This is a genomic window from Streptomyces sp. NPDC001348, from assembly GCF_053597535.1.
Genome location: NZ_JBSFIK010000055.1, coordinates 1 through 15,340, shown reverse-complemented (window position 1 = coordinate 15,340; position 15,340 = coordinate 1). Strand labels below are relative to the sequence as shown.

The 15,340-nt window shown below is 71.7% G+C and carries 16 protein-coding genes and 1 pseudogene; 10 read left to right on the top strand and 7 right to left on the bottom strand.

Annotated features, from left to right (window positions below):
- Positions 1–13: 13 nt before the first annotated feature.
- Entirely contained in the window at positions 14–1,210 is a 1,197-nt protein-coding gene (locus ACWC21_RS37145; protein WP_450888622.1) for a cytochrome P450, read from the bottom strand.
- A gap of 218 nt (positions 1,211–1,428) precedes the next feature.
- Here ACWC21_RS37145 and ACWC21_RS37140 point away from each other — a divergent pair, with 218 nt between their 5' ends.
- From ACWC21_RS37140 to ACWC21_RS37125, 4 genes are read left to right on the top strand one after another with little or no spacing between them, the layout of a single operon-like run.
- On the top strand, positions 1,429–2,205 hold the full coding sequence (locus tag ACWC21_RS37140) for a thioesterase II family protein (RefSeq protein ID WP_450888620.1): 777 nt from the start codon (positions 1,429–1,431) through the stop codon (positions 2,203–2,205).
- Positions 2,206–2,207: 2 nt separating this feature from the next.
- Positions 2,208–2,927: a tryptophan 2,3-dioxygenase family protein gene (locus ACWC21_RS37135; RefSeq protein ID WP_450888618.1), complete on the top strand. Its 720-nt coding sequence runs from the start codon at positions 2,208–2,210 to the stop codon at positions 2,925–2,927.
- A 50-nt stretch (positions 2,928–2,977) separates the two neighbouring features.
- Entirely contained in the window at positions 2,978–3,205 is a 228-nt protein-coding gene (locus ACWC21_RS37130) for an MbtH family protein (protein WP_450888616.1), read from the top strand.
- Positions 3,206–3,208: 3 nt separating this feature from the next.
- Positions 3,209–3,820 carry a flavin reductase family protein gene (locus ACWC21_RS37125; protein ID WP_450888615.1) on the top strand — a complete coding sequence of 204 codons (612 nt, stop codon included), beginning with the start codon at positions 3,209–3,211 and terminating at the stop codon, positions 3,818–3,820.
- Positions 3,821–4,100: 280 nt separating this feature from the next.
- Here the strand turns inward: ACWC21_RS37125 and ACWC21_RS37120 are convergent, their stop codons facing one another.
- The 3 genes from ACWC21_RS37120 to ACWC21_RS37110 all read right to left on the bottom strand — a co-directional run bounded on the left by ACWC21_RS37120 (position 4,101) and on the right by ACWC21_RS37110 (position 6,311).
- Complete coding sequence (locus tag ACWC21_RS37120) at positions 4,101–5,231, bottom strand: GH12 family glycosyl hydrolase domain-containing protein (RefSeq protein WP_450888613.1); 1,131 nt, start codon at positions 5,229–5,231, stop codon at positions 4,101–4,103.
- A gap of 153 nt (positions 5,232–5,384) precedes the next feature.
- Complete coding sequence (locus tag ACWC21_RS37115; RefSeq protein WP_450888611.1) at positions 5,385–5,723, bottom strand: MazG-like family protein; 339 nt, start codon at positions 5,721–5,723, stop codon at positions 5,385–5,387.
- 30 nt (positions 5,724–5,753) lie between these two features.
- A complete protein-coding gene (locus tag ACWC21_RS37110) occupies positions 5,754–6,311 on the bottom strand; it encodes a DoxX family protein (protein ID WP_450888609.1) in 558 nt (185 codons plus the stop codon).
- A gap of 142 nt (positions 6,312–6,453) precedes the next feature.
- On the opposite strand from ACWC21_RS37110, the gene ACWC21_RS37105 reads away from it, so the two are divergent.
- Positions 6,454–7,440 carry an aldo/keto reductase gene (locus ACWC21_RS37105; RefSeq protein WP_450888607.1) on the top strand — a complete coding sequence of 329 codons (987 nt, stop codon included), beginning with the start codon at positions 6,454–6,456 and terminating at the stop codon, positions 7,438–7,440.
- Positions 7,441–7,533: 93 nt separating this feature from the next.
- Here the strand turns inward: ACWC21_RS37105 and ACWC21_RS37100 are convergent.
- Positions 7,534–7,751 (bottom strand): annotated as a pseudogene (locus ACWC21_RS37100) (ABC transporter permease); the annotation flags it as partial.
- A 124-nt stretch (positions 7,752–7,875) separates the two neighbouring features.
- On the opposite strand from ACWC21_RS37100, the gene ACWC21_RS37095 reads away from it, so the two are divergent.
- On the top strand, positions 7,876–9,231 hold the full coding sequence (locus tag ACWC21_RS37095; protein ID WP_450888605.1) for a D-alanyl-D-alanine carboxypeptidase family protein: 1,356 nt from the start codon (positions 7,876–7,878) through the stop codon (positions 9,229–9,231).
- A gap of 306 nt (positions 9,232–9,537) precedes the next feature.
- On the opposite strand, the gene ACWC21_RS37090 is transcribed toward ACWC21_RS37095, so the two are convergent.
- Together ACWC21_RS37090 and ACWC21_RS37085 are read right to left on the bottom strand one after the other, a co-directional pair.
- A complete protein-coding gene (locus ACWC21_RS37090) occupies positions 9,538–9,756 on the bottom strand; it encodes a hypothetical protein (protein ID WP_450888603.1) in 219 nt (72 codons plus the stop codon).
- Complete coding sequence (locus tag ACWC21_RS37085) at positions 9,753–10,808, bottom strand: Gfo/Idh/MocA family protein (protein WP_450888601.1); 1,056 nt, start codon at positions 10,806–10,808, stop codon at positions 9,753–9,755. Before ACWC21_RS37085 ends, ACWC21_RS37090 begins: the two co-directional genes overlap by 4 nt.
- A gap of 98 nt (positions 10,809–10,906) precedes the next feature.
- On the opposite strand from ACWC21_RS37085, the gene ACWC21_RS37080 reads away from it, so the two are divergent.
- From ACWC21_RS37080 to ACWC21_RS37065, 4 genes are all read left to right on the top strand, one after another.
- Positions 10,907–12,202: a multidrug effflux MFS transporter gene (locus ACWC21_RS37080; protein ID WP_450888599.1), complete on the top strand. Its 1,296-nt coding sequence runs from the start codon at positions 10,907–10,909 to the stop codon at positions 12,200–12,202.
- On the top strand, positions 12,154–13,329 hold the full coding sequence (locus tag ACWC21_RS37075) for a serine hydrolase domain-containing protein (protein WP_450888597.1): 1,176 nt from the start codon (positions 12,154–12,156) through the stop codon (positions 13,327–13,329). Before ACWC21_RS37080 ends, ACWC21_RS37075 begins: the two co-directional genes overlap by 49 nt.
- A 12-nt stretch (positions 13,330–13,341) precedes the next feature.
- On the top strand, positions 13,342–14,343 hold the full coding sequence (locus tag ACWC21_RS37070; protein WP_450888595.1) for a small ribosomal subunit Rsm22 family protein: 1,002 nt from the start codon (positions 13,342–13,344) through the stop codon (positions 14,341–14,343).
- 127 nt (positions 14,344–14,470) lie between these two features.
- A complete protein-coding gene (locus tag ACWC21_RS37065) occupies positions 14,471–15,205 on the top strand; it encodes a bifunctional DNA primase/polymerase (protein ID WP_450888593.1) in 735 nt (244 codons plus the stop codon).
- Positions 15,206–15,340 lie beyond the last annotated feature (135 nt).

Sequence of the window (15,340 nt, the reverse complement as noted above, 5' to 3'; positions counted from 1 at the left end):
CTCTGCCGCGCCGTCATTTCGCGAGGAAGCGCACCGGCAGCGAGCTGTAGCCGTTGAGAAAGTTGGACTGGATACGGGCGGGCGGCCCGGTGACCTCCAGGTCCCGGACGGTCCCGGCAAGCACGCTCAACAGGGCGCGCAGTTCGGCACGGCCGAGAAAGGCCCCCAGGCAGTAGTGGGGTCCGTGGCCCAGGGCGACATGCCTGTTTGGAGTCCGGGACAGGTCGAGGACTCGCGGCTCGGAGAATGCCTGCTCGTCGTTGTTGGCCGAGATGTTCCACAGCGTCACGATGTCTCCCGCCCGCACGTGCCGCCCCCCGATGGACTGGTCGCGTGTGGCGGTTCGTGCGAAGTGGAACGAGGGAGTCGCCCAGCGGAGGGCCTCCTCGACGGCCGTGTCCAGGTCGACCTCACCGGACCGCAAGGCCCGCCACTGCGAAGGGTGTTCGGCGAGAGCCTTGACCGTGCTGACTGCTGAGACCCGCGAGGACTCGTCACCGCCGATGATCAGGCTGTAGCAGTTGAGCGCGATCTCCTCAAGACTCAGTGGCTCGCCCTGGATCAGCCCGGTGGCGATCGTGCTGATCACGTCGTCACCCGGGTCAGCGCGCCGCAGCTCGGCCAGGTCCATGAAGTAAAGGACCAGTTCATTGCGTGCTTCCAGGGAATCGAGTTCCTCCGCCCCGGTCAGCGCTCCTTTGCTCCACTGCAGCAGGTTCGGCCGGTCCGTCTCGGGGATGGACAACAGGTCGCAGATCGTGTTCATGGGCACGTGTTCCGCGACCTGGGTGGCGAAGTCGAAGGTCTCCAGGCCGGCGGCGGCCTCGATGAGCGCGGTGGTGCGCTCCTCGATCCTCCGAGCGACCCTGTTGAGTACTCTCGGCGACAGGGCGCGCCACAAGAGGGCTCGAAGTTCCCGGTGCCGTGGCCGGTCCGTGACGGCAAGCATCCTGCCTCCGGCGGAGTCGTCGCCGCGCAACAGCACATCGAGCACGGTTCCACGGCCCGAGGCCAAAGCCTCGGAAGCGCCGTAACAGGCGACCACGTCGGCGTACCCGGCCACCACCCAGAAACCGGGGCGGCCGTCCGCGGCAGCGTGCCAGTACACCGGCTCGCTCAACCTCACCTCGGCGAAGAACCTCAACGGATCATGCTCCATGAACGTGCGCGAGTCGGTCAGATCGAGCGAGGCGACAGCTGTTCGGCTCATCGACGGCAATCCCCACTGAAGACTGGAAACGCACTGCTCGCAGTGCCTGGCACCGGCTCCGGTAAAGGGATCGTCACAGACGGCCGCGCGGGGCCGCTCCAGTTGTGTCAGAAGTCTTTCGCGGCCGCTCCCGGCAGTGACGGAGAGCCGAAAGATTGCTCTGTGCCCCCGGTACGCCGTGGGAAGTTGAGAACACGTCCGAAGCGGAGGAGCGCATCATGCCGCATACTCGCCGGGATCACTGTTTGCGGACGCTGGCCCGTGCGTCCGCCCCCATCGCAAGGGTCGTCTGCCTACCGCACTCCGGCGGCACCACGGCCGGCTACGAGGCATGGGTCGCCGGGCTCCCGCCGGCCGTCGAACTGCTCGCGTGTCAGTATCCGGGGCACGGCGACCGCTTCGGCGAGCCGCTGTCCACTGACGTGCGCGCGTTGAGTTCGGAACTCTCCTCCGAACTGCTGCGCCTGAAGCCCCTGCCCACTGTGCTGTTCGGGCACAGCCTTGGTGCCTTCGTCGCCTACGAGACCGCTCTGACCCTCCGCACGTTGGACCGAGCGCCCTGTGGTCTCCTGGCGTCGAGTTGCCCAGCTCCGGGTGTGCAGGGCCGGGCGCGGGCCGGGCTGCTCTCCGATGACGAACTGTGGTCCCTGGTCAGCTCGCTGGGCGGGATCGACCCAGCCGTCGCCCGCGAGCCGGAACTGGTGGAAGCACTGCTGCCGGTGCTGCGTACGGACATCACGGCGCACGAGGACTACCGGCCGGAGCCCGGAGCCGTCTCCCTGTCCTGCCCCGTCCGTTGCTATCACGGCACCTCGGACCCGCTGGTCGACACCTCCCTGCTGGCCGGCTGGGCGTCGGTGACGACCGGGCCGTTCAGCCTGCTCGAACGGGAGGGCGACCACTTCCACCCGTTCCAGACCGCCGAACACCTTCTCGTCGACATCACCGCCTTCCTCGACACCGCACTCCACACAGACTCACTGACGCGGAGCTGACCATGGCCGAGTTGAACTACTCCTCATATCTCCAGACGGACATCCTGCTGTCACTCCAGAAGACACAGATCCCCGCGACAGCCGACCGGACCGTGGTCCTGGCCGAGCACTTCTTCATCGTCGCCCACCAGTCCTGCGAGCTGTGGCTCAAGCAGGCCGTCGCGGATCTGAGCCTGGCGAGGGACCTGCTCGCCTCCGTCGGCCGTCCGGCCGAAGATGTGGAGACCAGCGTGGAACTCCTCCATCGCGCAGCCGAGTTGCTCCGAATCCTGCATGAGCAGGTACTCGTCCTGGAACGGCTCCCCTTGCGTCACTTCGTCCAGTTCCGACCCTATCTCGGCACGGCCAGCGGGGCGCAGTCGCAGCAGTTCCGGGAACTCGGCCGACTGCTGGGGGACGGCAGTGAGGAGGGCGAGCTGTACCGGGCCTTCGTGGAGAACACCCGTCGTCAAGGCCGCACCGTGGCCGACGTCTGCCGCCTCGGGATCGCCGGTGGGGGCCTGCACAGGGTGGCCGAGATGCTGCTTGACGTGGGAAATGGCTACTGGCGCTGGAAGGTGGCCCACCTCGGCCTGATGTCGAAGATGGTCGGCGGCCGGCAAGGCACCGGAGGAACGTCCGGGGAGGAGTTCCTGATGCGCCGGATCACGCTGCCCTTCCCCGAACTGCGGCGGCTGCGCGGGGCCCTGCACACGGATGAACTCACCCCCAGCCCCGCGTGAGAAGCACCGGACCACGACATCAACCCCTCCACAGGACGAAGGCGGCCCTCATGACAGCGGACGACACCACCGGGCTCCATCACGTCGTGATCAACCACGAACGGCAGTACTCGGTCTGGCCCACGGACCGGGCGATCCCGGCGGGCTGGTCGCCCGTCGGCGTCACCAGCACACTGGAAGAGTGCCTCGCGTACGTCGACCGCGTGTGGACGGACCTGCGCCCCCAGAGCCTGCGGGGTTCCAGCGCCGGCCGGCCCGTCGCCACCGAGAACGGCTGATCCATGCTGGAGATCGACGTAGCGGACATGACCGTGCGGCAGCGCGAGCGGCTTCTGCTGTGGAGCGTGGTGCCCCGGCCGGTGGCCATGGTGAGCACCGTCTCCCCAGGCGGAGCGATCAACCTGGCACCCTTCTCCTACTACACGGCGGTCGGGTATTCCCCCATGGCCCTGCTCTTCTGCGCCGGTCGACGGGCCGACGGCACGGAGAAGGACTCGTGCCGCAACGCCAGGGTGCCGACCGAGGGAGGTACGGGGGAGTTCACTGTCAACGTACTGATCGAAAAACATGCAGAGGCGGCCACCGCCTCGGCGAAACCCCTGCCGTACGGTGAGTCGGAGTACCAACCGGCGGGTCTGCGGCCGCTGCCCGGAAAGAGGGTCCGCTCTCCCCGCATCGACGGGTCTCCCATCGCCTTCGAATGCCGGACGTCCGCGGTGGTCCCGGTAGGTGATCACTTCGTCGTCATCGGAGAAGTGGTCCACATCACCGCGGACGAGGGGCTGATCGACGAATCCGGCTGCCACGTCGACCTGGACCTGCTGGGATCCGTCGGCCGCATGGGCGCCGCGGACTACGTCCGCACCCTGGATCGCTATGTCGTCGATGGCTGAGCCGCCCCGCCCGCACGCGCGTCGTTCGGCCGGGCACATCCGCCACCGACCGGGCCGCGCATCGCGACTCGAGTACGGTGTCCGGTTCCTGAACCACGCCTTGAGAAGTCCCAGGCGGCTGAGACAGCCGCTGGGACTTCGTAAACAGGCAGGTCAGAGCGTGGTCGCTCGCTGAGCGGGGCAAAACTAGGGCGTACAGCCCGACTCGTCTGCCCCGCCGTCGGCAGTGAAGCCGGGCCGGACGCTGCCCACTTCGACGGCGCCGCGTTCCGCGGCCACCTCACGCCCTGCTGCAGGCGGTCCCGTTCAGGCTGAACCCGCTCGGCGTGGCGAAGGCGCCGCTGTAGGTCCCCTGGAAGCCGAACGTCTGGTTGCCGGCCGGGGGGATGTCCGCGTTGTGCGACAGGCCGCTCGCCGTCACGGATCCGGAGGACGGGGAGACGGAGGCATTCCAGGCGCTGGTGATGCGCTGGCCCGAGGGCAGGGTGAAGGCGAGGTGCCAGCCGTCGACGGGTGCCGAACCGGTGTTGCCGACGGTGACGTTCGCGGTGAAGCCCCCGTCCCACACGTTCGTGGCGTACGACACCTGGCAGCTCGTGGAACCGCCCGGGCCGCCGGGGCCGGGGCCGCCACCCGTGTTGACGGTCGACGAGAACGAGTTCACGGCGAGGCCGGTGCCGTTCTGCCACGGCTCGAAACCGGCCTGGATGCTCGTCAGGTACCAGCTGTTCTGGGCCAGCCCGCGGGACACGGCCTGCCGGACGAAGTCCATCACGTCGAAGCTCCAGCCGCTCATCGCCGACGGGGCGACGAAGGACAGCACGTCGTTGGTGCCGTTGTTGCCCGACCACACCTGCCAGGAGCGTCCGCCCACGGTGGCCGAGCCGACCTGGGAGCCGACGGGCTGGATCGGGCCCACCTTGTTGAGCCAGATCATGATCTCGGTCCGGTTCACGCCGTCGGTGCGCGGTGTCGGGTCCAGCCAGATGTCGTACGCCGCGTCGTACACGGCATCGCCGACGTAGCCGTACGAGATGCTGCTCGGCGCGCTGGAGATACCGGAGAGCTGTGCGGGGAGGTTGGTTCCCGGCGAGCAGTTGGTGTAGTGGCAGCCGAAGAAGAGGGACGGGTAGGACTTCGGCGCGCCGTTCGTCGGCACGGAACCATCGGCCCGGCTGACCCGGAAACCGGAGCCGGTGGCGGTGACGCACTGGGTCTGGCTGGTGTTCCAGCGGTTGTTCTGGACGACGTATCGCCCCTGGACGACGGTCGAGCCGAACTGATCGCAGACCGTGGTGTCGGCCTGGGCGGACGGGGTCGCGGCGAAGAGCGCCGCAACGGTGGCGAGCGCGGTGAGGAGCGCGCCCAACGTGCCGCGCACGGTACGCGGGAGGTGCGGTAACGGTCGCATACGGGCCTCTTTCGGCGGTATGTCCGGAGGTGGGGGGTGGAGCGCCCCCACCTCCCCATATGGGAGCGCTCCCATTCGCAGTTGGGACTGTAGGCCGCACACATGTCCCTGACAACCCTGTGGTGACCGGGAGCATGGCTCGCAGGCCGCCGGTCAAGCCCGCTCGGTGCCCAGCGACCGCTCCGCCACTCGCGCCAGATGCCGGCCGAAGACCTCCCGCGCCTGAGGCGTCAGCGTGCGCAACGCCACGAGCGCCGTGATGACGACGTCGCACAGTTCCGCCTCGACGTCCTCCCACGTGTGGGTGACTCCCTTGCGCGGGTTCTGCCCCATCGCGCCGATCACCGCCTCGGAGACCTCGCCGACCTCCTCCGACAGCTTCAGGACGCGCAGGAGCGTGCCCTCGGTGCCGTCGTGGCTTTCCTTGGTGTCCAGCCAGAACGTCAGGGCGTCGATCGTCGGCCAGAGGGCCGCGTACTCGTCGTCGGTCATGCGGGCAGCCTGCCCCATGCCGGAGCGGGCCTACTCTTCGAACAGGGGTTCCTGTTCGGCCCCGGCCTCGGCCTCCTTGGACTTCTGCAGGCGCTTGTTCCGCGCCCCGACGACCACCGCGGTCGCCGCCGCCGTCACGCCGAGGGCCGCCGGGACCATCCAGCCCCGGTTGACGCGGTGGCCGAGGGCGTGGTCGAGGGAGAGGCGGCCGGGGCCGGTGATGGCGAGGCCGGTGGCGGCCAGGGCCAGGCTGGCCGCGTACTCGTAGCCGCCCTCCTGGGCGAAGAAGCCGTTCGGCTTGTGCACCGCCGCCGCGCCCACCATCGCGCCGGCCGCCGCCGCGCCGGCCGCGGGGGTCGCGAGGCCCAGTGCCAGCAGCGTGCCGCCGCCCGCCTCCGCCAGGCCCGCCGCCGTCGCGCTCTCCTTGCCGGGGGAGTAGCCGACGGACTCCATGAACTTGCCGGTCCCCTCCAGGCCGTGGCCGCCGAACCAGCCGAACAGCTTCTGCGCGCCGTGCGCCGCCAGTACTCCGCCGGTCCCCAGCCGGAGCAGCAGCAGGCCCAGATCGCGTCGGTCGTAAGAGGTCACGGTTGCTCCCCAGGCGAGAAGTCGACAGGAACGGTCATTGCACGCGTTTCCAGCGTCGCACCGTCCACACCTGAAGCAGCCGCTGAAACAGCCGCGGTAAGAGCTTGCCTTCGTGTGCGCTTCAACTTCTAGCGTCCTTGCCATGGAGAGCAACAGGACACTGGGACGCAGTGGCATACAGGTCAGCGCGCTCGGCTTCGGCTGCTGGGCCATCGGCGGGGAGTGGCAGGCCGCCGACGGGCAGCCGCTGGGGTGGGGCAAGGTCGACGACGAGGAGTCCGTGCGGGCCGTGCACCGCGCCCTCGACCTCGGCGTCACCTTCTTCGACACCGCCGACACCTACGGCGCCGGACACAGCGAGCGCGTTCTCGGCCGCGCCCTCGGCAAGCGGCGAGGCGATGTCGTCGTCGCCACCAAGTGGGGCAACGTCTTCGACGAGGAGACCCGGACCCTCACGGGCAGCGACGACTCCCCGGAGTACGCCCGCCGCGCACTCACCGCCTCGCTGCGCCGCCTCGGCACCGACCACGTGGACCTCTACCAGCTGCACCTGTCGGACGCCGACCTCGGTCGGGCGGCCGAACTGCGCGACCTCTGCGAGGAGTTCGTCAAGGAGGGGCTGGTGCGTGCCTACGCGTGGAGCACCGACGACCCCGCACGCGCCGCCGTCTTCGCCGAAGGGGAGCACTGCGCGGCCGTACAGCACGCGCTCAACGTCCTGCAGGACGCCCCGGAGATGATCCGGCTGTGCGAGGAGTCGGGGCTCGCGAGCATCAACCGCAGCCCGCTCGCCATGGGCCTGCTCACCGGCAAGCACGCGCAGGGGGCCGCCCTGGAGACCGGGGACATCCGCAGCCGGCCGCCCGCCTGGCTCCAGGGGTTCAGCGACGGGTCGGGGGCCGATCCGCAGTGGCTCGCCCGGGTCGACGCCCTGAAGGACGTTCTCACCAGTGACGGTCGCACCCTCGCCCAGGGAGCCCTCGCCTGGCTGTGGGCACGCAGTCCTCGTACGGTCCCCATCCCCGGCTTCCGCTCGGTCGCGCAGGCCGAGCAGAACGCGGGCGCCATCGCGAAGGGGCCGCTCACCGCTGCGCAACTGGCCGACGTCGACCGGATACTCGGGAGGTGAGCGGCCCCCTTCTCAGCAGCGCACGCTCTGCTCGGTCGGCGTGATCCGCCCTGCCTCGACGGTGGCCAGGCGTGGGGCGCGGCGGGCGGTGGACGAGCCGCCGGCCCCGGGCGCCGAACGGGCCTTGGTGACGGTCATGTCCGTCCCGGGCCGTACGGCGATTTCAGGACTTTGTCCTGCGCCTCCTGCATGCCGGCCGACAGCGAGTCGACGGTGATGACCGGCGCGATACCGAGCGCCAGACCCGTCGCGATGACCGGAGCGGCATTCTTGTGCCGGATCGGTTCGCGCGTGAGACGGACGCCGAACATCCCGTTCCTCGAGGTTCTTGGCGCCCGCTGTCGGCGCGGCGCCAAGCTGCGGAGGAACCTTTGAGCAGACCTGGGTAAAACATGTGTCAGGGCTGGGAAATCGGGTACAGGGTCAGATTTTCCTATGGCGGCCGCGGTGTACGGTCCCGGAGTGCATGATTGTTCTCGGCTCAGTCGGCGTGCCGTCCTAGGTCTGACGGCCGCCGCCCTTCCCCTGTCGGCAGCAGGCCCCGCCTCCGCGGCGACGGCCATAGGCGGTGTGCGGCTGGCTCGTCCAGGGATCCAGGTGAGTGGCGCCACGGGGCTGCCCAGGAAACTGACCGCCCGGTCCTGGCTCGTCGCCGACCACGACACCGGTGAGGTGCTCGCCTCGTTCAACGCCCACCAACGTCTCGCGCCCGCCTCCACGCTGAAGATGCTGTTCGCGGACACCGTGCTGAACAAGCTGGACCGCGGCATGACGCACAAGGTCACCGACGCCGACCTGGCCGACGTCCCGGCGGGCTCCAGCCTGGTCGGCGTCAAGCCCGGCATCACCTACAGCGTCCACCAGCTCTGGCAGGGCGTGTTCCTGCGCTCCGGCAACGACGCGGTGCACGTCCTCGCCCACCTCAACGGCGGGCTGGCGAAGACGGTCGCCGAGATGCAGGCCAAGGCGGAGGACCTGCAGGCCCTGGACACCCATGTGGTCAGCCCCGACGGCTTCGACCACAAGGGCCAGCTGTCCTCGGCGTACGACCTGACCCTGTTCGCCCGGCACGGGCTGAAGGACGGGGACTTCCGGGGCTACTGCGGTACGCGGACCGCCGACTTCCCGGCGGGCGGCAAGAAGACCTTCCAGATCCAGAACACCGACCGGCTGCTGACGGGGGCCTGGGGGCTGGACACCTACGACGGTCTCATCGGGGTGAAGAACGGCTACACCAGCCATGCCGGCAACACGTTCACCGGCGCGGCCGTGCGCGGCGGGCGCACCCTGCTGGTCACGGTGATGCACCCCAGGAGCGGAGGCAATGCCGTGTACGAGGAGACCGCCGCGCTGCTCGACTGGGGCTTCGGCGGGGGGCGTTCGGCGGAGCCGATCGGCGCGCTGGTCGAGCCGATCAGCGAGGGCGGCGCGAAGGTGGGCGCGAGCGCGAGTCCGGCTCCGAAGCGCAAGGGGGCCCAGGCCGCCGCCGGGGCGTCGGGGACGCCCTCGGGCGGCTCGTCGGCCTGGCGGCTGCTGGAAGGGGCCGGTGGCGCGGTCGCGTTGCTGGGAGCGGGCGCGTGGGCCCTGCGACGGCGCAGGGCCGCCGCGGTCGCGGACGGGGTGCCGGACGCGACGGCCGCGCCCGGCGGGAAGGCCGCGCCCGGCGCGAAGGCCAAGCGCGATGCCGATGCCGCACCCAGCGCGAAGGCTGCGCCGGACGCGAAGGCCGTGCCGGACGCGAAGGCCAACCACGAGGCGCGGAGCAAGCCGGACATGGAGCAGTCGGGCTGAGGCCGGACGTCACATTCCCTCCGCCCGCAACGGCGGGGGGAGGGTGGTGGCGGGGCTCACGTCGACGGCCCGGCAACGCCGCGACCACGCGCAACAGGCGCTACGCGGCAGGCAGAACATGGCGGCCGACCGCAGGTCTGCTCAAGCGGCAGCCGATCCACCCACCGGTGCGTACCCGCGCTCGGCGCGAGGTCCACCCCCAGCCCGGTGCGGTGGAACGGCTGCCGCCTCCCCCCTCGGTGTGGTCGGCGGATACCAGAGGTCCAACTGTGAAGCTCTGGTGAAGGAAATTTGAGCATAGGGTCGCTATCGCCCGCAATAGCGCGGATGTTGCAATTCCGTTTGTGCGGGGCGAGGGAGTGACGGGGCGTCGGTGCTCAGCTCCGCCCCCCCATACGGCATCGTCGTCGCCAGGACCGTCGCGAACTGCACGTTCGCCTCCAGCGGCAGCTCCACGGCGACCGCCCGGCCGATGCCGGAGCCGGCGCCGGTCACCACCGCGATCCTCGTCCGCGTGCCGGTCATGACACGGGAACGTACGAGGCTCCCTCCTCGAGTTCACCGGGATAACGCACCCCGATCCGCTCCCGCACCGCGTCCAGCGTCCGCATCACCGCGAGCGTGCCGTCCAGCGGCACCAGCGGGGACTCCGTCTCGCCCGCCCGCAGCGCCCGCATGACCTCCTTCGCCTCGTGCCGCAGGCTGCTGCGCGGCCCGTCGGCCGGGTCGGCGGCGAACTCCTCGGGGGCGCGGCCGTCGCGGTGCAGCACGAACCGGTCGGGGTGGAAGAAGCCGTCCGGGATGTCGATCCGGCCCCGCGAACCCGTCACCGACGCCGAGACGGACGTACCGCCGACGATCGAGCAGTGCACCGAGGCGAGCGCACCGCTCTCCCAGCCCAGCAGGGCTCCCGTCTGCAGGTCGACGCCCTCGGCGGACAGTGTGGCCCGCGCGGTCACGTCGGACGGCTCACCGAGCAGCAGGTGCGCGAAGGACACCGGGTACACGCCCAGGTCGAGCAGCGCGCCGCCGCCGAGTGCCGGGTCCCGCAGCCGGTGCGCGGGCGGCAGTTCTCCATTCCTCGCCTCCGGCAAGAGGTGCCCGGCGAGGCCGAAGTCGGCCTGGACGGTGCGTACTTCGCCGATCGCGCCGTCGTCGACCAGTGCCTTCAGCCGCCGGACCAGTGGGTTGCAGTACATCCACATCGCCTCCATCAGGAAGCGGCCGCGTCCGCGCGCCAACTCGACCAGTTCCCCGGCCTCGCGCAGGTTCAGCGTGAACGGCTTCTCGCACAGCACGTGCCGCCCCGCCTCCAGGCACAGGCCGGCCGCCACCCGGTGGGCCGAGTGCGGGGTGGCGACGTACACGACATCGATGTCCCCGTCCTTCGCCAGCGACTCCCAGTCGCCGTACGCCCGCGGTATCCCGAACCGCTCCGCGAACGCCCGCGCCGACTCCTCGCTGCGGGAGGCCACCGCGACCAGTTCCGCGTCGGGAAGGTCCACCAGGTCCGCCGCGAACGCGGCGGCGATCCCGCCCGTGGCCAGGATCCCCCACCGCACGCTCTGCTCCGCCATCCCCACCCCTCGCTCATGTGATCCCCGGCACGTGTGTACGACCGGTCTTCTCCGGGCTGAGAGCATAGGTGCCGGTCGGCTCGGAGAGGGAGGGGCACATGGGCGAGCACACGACGGCGTCGACACCGGGGCTGGGCGAGGGCTCCGAGCCGCGGGACCCCGCCGTACCGGCCACCCGCCGGGCCGGCCTCCTGCTCGTCCTCATCCTCGGCGGCCTCACCGCGACGCCCCCGCTGGCCATGGACATGTACCTCCCGTCCCTTCCGGCGGTCACCCGTTCCCTGCACGCACCCGCCGCGACGATCCAGCTCACGCTCACCGCCTGCCTGGCCGGGATGGCGCTCGGGCAGCTCGTGGTCGGCCCGATGAGCGACCGGTGGGGCCGCCGGCGCCCGCTCCTCGCCGGCCTCGCCGTCTACGTCGTGGCGACCGCCCTGTGCGCCGTCGCGCCCACCGTGGAGACCCTGGTCGCCTTCCGGCTGGCCCAGGGCCTCGCGGGCGCGGCCGGGATCGTCATCGCCCGGGCGGTCGTCCGGGACCTGTACGACGGCGTGGCCATGGCCCGCTTCTTCTCCACCCTCATGCTGGTCTCCGGGGCGGCGCCCATCGTCGCGCCGCTGATCGGCGGACAGATCCTGCGGGTGACGGACTGGCGGGGCGTCTTCGTGGTCCTGACGGTGGTCGGGGCCCTGCTGGGCTGCGTCGTCTGGTTCCGGCTGCCCGAGACCCTGCCACCCGCTCAGCGCCACGGCGGCGGCGTCGGAGAGGCGCTGCGCGGGATGCGCGCGCTGCTCGCCGACCTGCCCTTCACCGGTTACATGCTCGCCGGCGGCTTCGCCTTCGCCGCGCTCTTCGCCTACATAAGCGCCTCGCCCTTCGTGATCCAGGAGATCTACGGCGCCTCCCCGCAGACCTTCAGCCTCCTGTTCGGCCTCAACTCCGTCGGCCTGGTCGTCGCCGGTCAGGTCAACGGCAAGGTGCTGGTCGGCCGGGTCCGGCTGGACGGGGTGCTCGCCGTCGGCCTGACCGTCATCACCCTGGCTGCCGGCGCGCTGCTGCTGATGTCCACGGGCGTCCTCGGGCACGTCGGACTCGCCCCCGTCGCCGCAGCCCTCTTCGTCCTGATGTCCGCGATGGGCATCACCCTGCCCAACGCCCAGTCCCTCGCCCTGCTGCGCACCCGGCACACGGCCGGCTCCGCGTCCGCGCTGCTCGGCACCTCCTCCTTCCTCGTCGGAGCGGTCGCCTCACCGCTCGTCGGCGTCGCCGGGGAGCACACCGCCGTGCCGATGGCCGTCGTCCAGTTGGCGGGGGCGCTGGTTGCACTGGCGTGCTTCGCGGGAATGTGCCGACCCTGGAACAGGCGTACGGGGACGGAGGGAGCAGAGAGCTGAGCGCACCGAGACTGCGCGTCGACACCCCGGAACGGGCCGGGCTCGACCCCACGGAACTCGGCCGGCTGGCCCGGGAGGTCCGCGACCTCACCGCCGGCGACCACCCCTGGGCGGCGGGCGTCGTCGTGGTGGCCGGACGCGGGCCGGTGATCGCCGTGCGGGAGGCGGCGGGCTGGGCGGTGCGGTACACCGCCTACGACCCGCAGAGCGACGCGGGCGTGGAACCGCCGCGCGCCGCCCGGGTGCCGATGACCGTCGGCACCCCCTTCGACCTGGCCTCCCTCACCAAGCTGTTCACCTCGGTCGCCGCCGTCCAGCAGATCGAACGGGGCACCCTCGGCATCGACGCCCGGGTGGGCGCCTTCCTCCCGGAGTTCCGGGGCGCCGCCGAGCACGACATCACCGTACGCCAGCTGCTCACCCACACCTCCGGGCTGCGCCCCGAGCTGCCCCTGTACGAGTGCGCCGACGACACCGCACGGCTGGCGCTGCTGCGGGCCGAGGCACCGGTCGAACCGCCGGGCACCCACCTCTACTCCGACCTGAACATGCTGCTGCTGCAGTGCGTGCTGGAACGCGTCACCGGCCGCACCCTCGACGTCCTGGTGCACGAGGGCATCACCCGGCCGCTGGGGATGACCGCGACCGCCTTCGGGCCGTGCCCGGACGCCGCGGCCACCGAGGACCAGCGGCGGCCGTGGGCCAAAACGGACCGGGGGATGGTGCGGGGCGTCGTCCACGACGAGAACGCCTGGGCGCTGGGCGGGGTGGCCGGCCACGCCGGCCTGTTCGGCACGGCCACGGACCTCGCGGTCTTCTGCCGCACCCTCCTGGCGGGCGGCGCGTACGGCCCCGCCCGGATCCTCGGCCCCGACTTCGTGGAACTCCTGCTGGCCCCGCCCGGACTCGGCTTCACCGTGGACCAGCCGTGGTTCATGGGCGAGCTGGCGGGCAGCGGAGCGGCCGGCCACACGGGCTTCACGGGGACGTCCCTGGTACTGGACCCGGCGACGGACACCTTCCTCGTGCTGCTGGCCAACACCGTGCACCCCCGCCGACGGCCACCGGACAGCGGGCCCAGGGCGGCGGCGGCGACCCGGCTGGCGAGGGCGGTCCGCGGCGCCTGAGAGAATCGGCGGGTGAACGCCCCCGCCTCCGCAGCCGACACCCTCCGCGCGACCCTCACCGCACTGCTCGACGGACTCCCGCCCAAGCAGGCCGCCGGGGCCGTGGAACGGCTGATCGCCAACTACCGGGGAGACACCCCGACCGACGCGCCGATCCTCCGGGACCGCGCCGACGTCGCCGCGTACGCCGCCTACCGGATGCCGGCCACCTTCGAGGCGGTGCGCTCGGCGCTGGCGGCCTTCGCGGACGCCGTACCGGGATGGACGCCGGGCAGCCACATCGACGCCGGCGGCGGAACCGGCGCGGCGACCTGGGCGGTCAGCGCCACCTGGGCGGGGACCCGGCCGGTGACCGTGCTGGACTGGGCGGCGCCCGCCCTCGCACTCGGCGAGGAGCTCGCCGCCGCCCACCCGGCACTCGGGGACGTCCGCTGGCAGCGCGCCCGCATCGGCGCCGCCCTCACCCTCGACCCGGCCGACCTGGTCACCGTCTCCTACGTCCTCAACGAACTCACCGAGCCCGACCGCGCCGCCCTCGTCGACTCCGCCGCCCGGTCCGCCCAGGCCGTCGTGATCGTCGAGGCGGGCACTCCGGCCGGCCACGCCCGGGTCGTCGAGGCCCGCGACCGGCTCGTCGCGGCCGGCTTCCGCGTCGCCGCGCCCTGCCCGCACAGCGCCGCCTGCCCCCTCGCCCCCGGCACGGACTGGTGCCACTTCTCCGCGCGGGTCAGCCGCTCCTCCCTGCACCGGCAGGTCAAGGGCGGCTCGCTGGCCTACGAGGACGAGAAGTTCAGCTATGTCGCCGCCACCCGCCTCCCGGCCGCCCCGGCGCCCGCGCGGGTCGTGCGGCGCCCGCAGATCCGCAAGGGCCAGGTCCTCCTCGACCTGTGCGAGGCCGACGGGCACAAGCGCCGCACGACGGTCACCAAACGCCACGGCGAGCTGTACCGGGCGGCCCGGGACGCCGATTGGGGCGACGCGTGGCCGCCGGCACCGGAGCCGGGACACTCCTGACGCCGGGCCACGGACCGGGATCGCCCCGCGCTGACCGCATGGTCACCCTTGCCCCGGATGCCCCCGGCGCACGGGAAGGTGGGACCATGGGGCATGCTGTCCGCACAACAGCGATGCGAGGCGATACATGAGCGGGACGTTCGACGGCCGGTCCGGCCGGCAGGGCCGACTCTCCCAGTGGCTGCGTGGCCGCCGCCCGAAGGAGACCGCCGACGACGGCGGCCGTGAGGCCCTGCTGCTGGCCGCCGCCGAAGCGGGACTGCCGCTCGCGCCCGCCGCGCACCCCGCACCCGGCTACCGCTGCTCCTGCGACCGGGTCGGCTGCCCCACTCCGGCCCGGCATCCCGTGTCCTTCGCCTGGCAGACGCAGTCCACCACCGACCGCGCCCAGATCGAGCGTTGGGCCCGGCACCAGCCGGAGGCCAACTTCGTCACCGCCACCGGCATGGTGAACGACGTGCTCGACGTGCCGGCGGAGGCCGGCCGGGAGGCCCTGGAGCGGCTGCTCGGCTCCGGCGTCGAGGTCGGTCCGGTCGCCGAGAGCGACGACGGCCGCATGCTGTTCTTCACCCTCACCCGGGGCACGCCCGAGGACGAGGACGAGTGGTGGCCCTGCGAACTGGACTGCCATCCCGAGACGATGGACGAGCACCCGGGCCTGCGCTGGCACTGCCGGGGCTCGTACGTGCTGGTCCCCCCGGCCCGGCTGCCGGGCGACGGCAAGGCGGTGCGCTGGGTACGCGGCCCCGAGCTTCCGCTGCCCGACCCGCTGAGCCTGCTGGAGGCCCTCACCGACGCCTGCGCCCGCCACGCGGGCCAGGAACCCGGCCACTCGACGGCGGCCTGGCCCCTGCGGCGCTGAGCCGGGCCGGCAGAGGGCCTAAGGGGTCCTTGCACTATGTGCGCCCGATGAGGTCGCGTGGTCTGGTGCCGTGCATCGCAAGGCGCCGGAGAGCCCTCGATGGGGGTCCCCCCGCTCGAGCGAAGCCGAGAGTGG